This window comes from Asaia sp. W19 (assembly GCF_003994335.1).
Lineage (GTDB): Bacteria > Pseudomonadota > Alphaproteobacteria > Acetobacterales > Acetobacteraceae > Asaia.
The window spans coordinates 1-1185 of record NZ_PNQZ01000169.1 but is presented as its reverse complement, the minus strand read 5'-3'; the positions used below and the strand labels follow the sequence as shown (position 1 = coordinate 1185).

Here is a 1185-nt window from a genome sequence, read left to right as displayed (position 1 = left end):
TTATCTCGAGGCCGAGCAGACCGATGCACAGGATATCGCGGCCTCGGTCGAGAAGGCCGGCGCGCGCTGTCTGCTTCTGCCGGGCGATATTCGCGAAAAACCTGTGTGCGAGAAGCTGGTTAGTGAGACGGTCGAGGCGTTTGGCGGGCTGGATATCCTGGTCAATAACGCAGCCTTCCAGAATCCGCGGGAGAACTTCCTCGAAATCGAGGACGAGGAATGGCGTCGTCACTTCGATACCAATGTCCACGCCATGTTCTACCTGACCAAGGCCGCATTGCCGCATCTCAAGCCGGGCGCATCGATCATCAATACGTCGTCGGTCAATACGCGTACGCCAATGCCCATTCTTATTCCCTATTCCATGACCAAGGCTGCCATCGCCAATTTCACGGTCGGGCTCGCCGGGAGTCTCGTGGAAAAGGGCATAAGGGTGAATGCAGTGCTTCCAGGCCCGATCTGGACCCCGTTCATCGCAACCGGCATGCCACCCGAGCAGCACAAGGATTTTGGATCTCAGGCGCCGATGGGCCGTCCGGGTCAGCCCGCCGAACTGGCTGGCGCCTATGTCTACCTGGCTGATCCAAATAACAGCTACACAACAGGTGCGCTCCTCCCTGTGCATGGCGGCATGCCGCAGCTTTAGCCCTGCGGATCTCTCAAGTCCGAAACATGCCCGATGCGTAATGAGGCGTATCGGGTATTTTTTTTGGGAGCGTGATGGCATGTCGTCTGTTCACGGAATGGGACAGGCGAGATAGAAAACTCGACGCGGCCCCGCATCGTTGCGTTGACCTAACGTTAAACGCGATATCGCCCGGCCCAGCCGTTTTTGACATAATTCCTCATTATATAACGTTTGTCGTTTCGGAACCATGTTGGTAAGTCATGCTCAAGAAAGCGAGAGGATGACGTCAAAGGTCAGGGAGAGCGTATCCCCGGTCGTTGTGTCTCCTTTCGCCACGAATTCTGCGCTTTGGAAGTATTCGCGATTATTATTGAATAAATCGTCGCGATCTCACGCCCTGCCGTCGCGGTTATGGCGTCAATGCGCATTCAGAGCATCGAAGGATTCTGAGAATGGCGACAAAAATTACCGGTACGTGGTCTGCCGTTCTCAATGACCGTGGCGTGACTGTCTATCAAAGTGGCGGTGTGGCCTATGATGGGCCCGKGCAGCTCACA

Annotated in this window: 1 protein-coding gene; it reads left to right on the top strand. The window is 55.7% G+C overall.

Annotated elements, in window-relative coordinates; all coding sequences use genetic code 11:
* Positions 1-646, top strand: a 646-nt coding sequence (locus C0V97_RS17675; protein WP_127103737.1) for an SDR family oxidoreductase, incomplete at its 5' end; no start/stop codon positions are given.
* Positions 647-1185 lie beyond the last annotated feature (539 nt).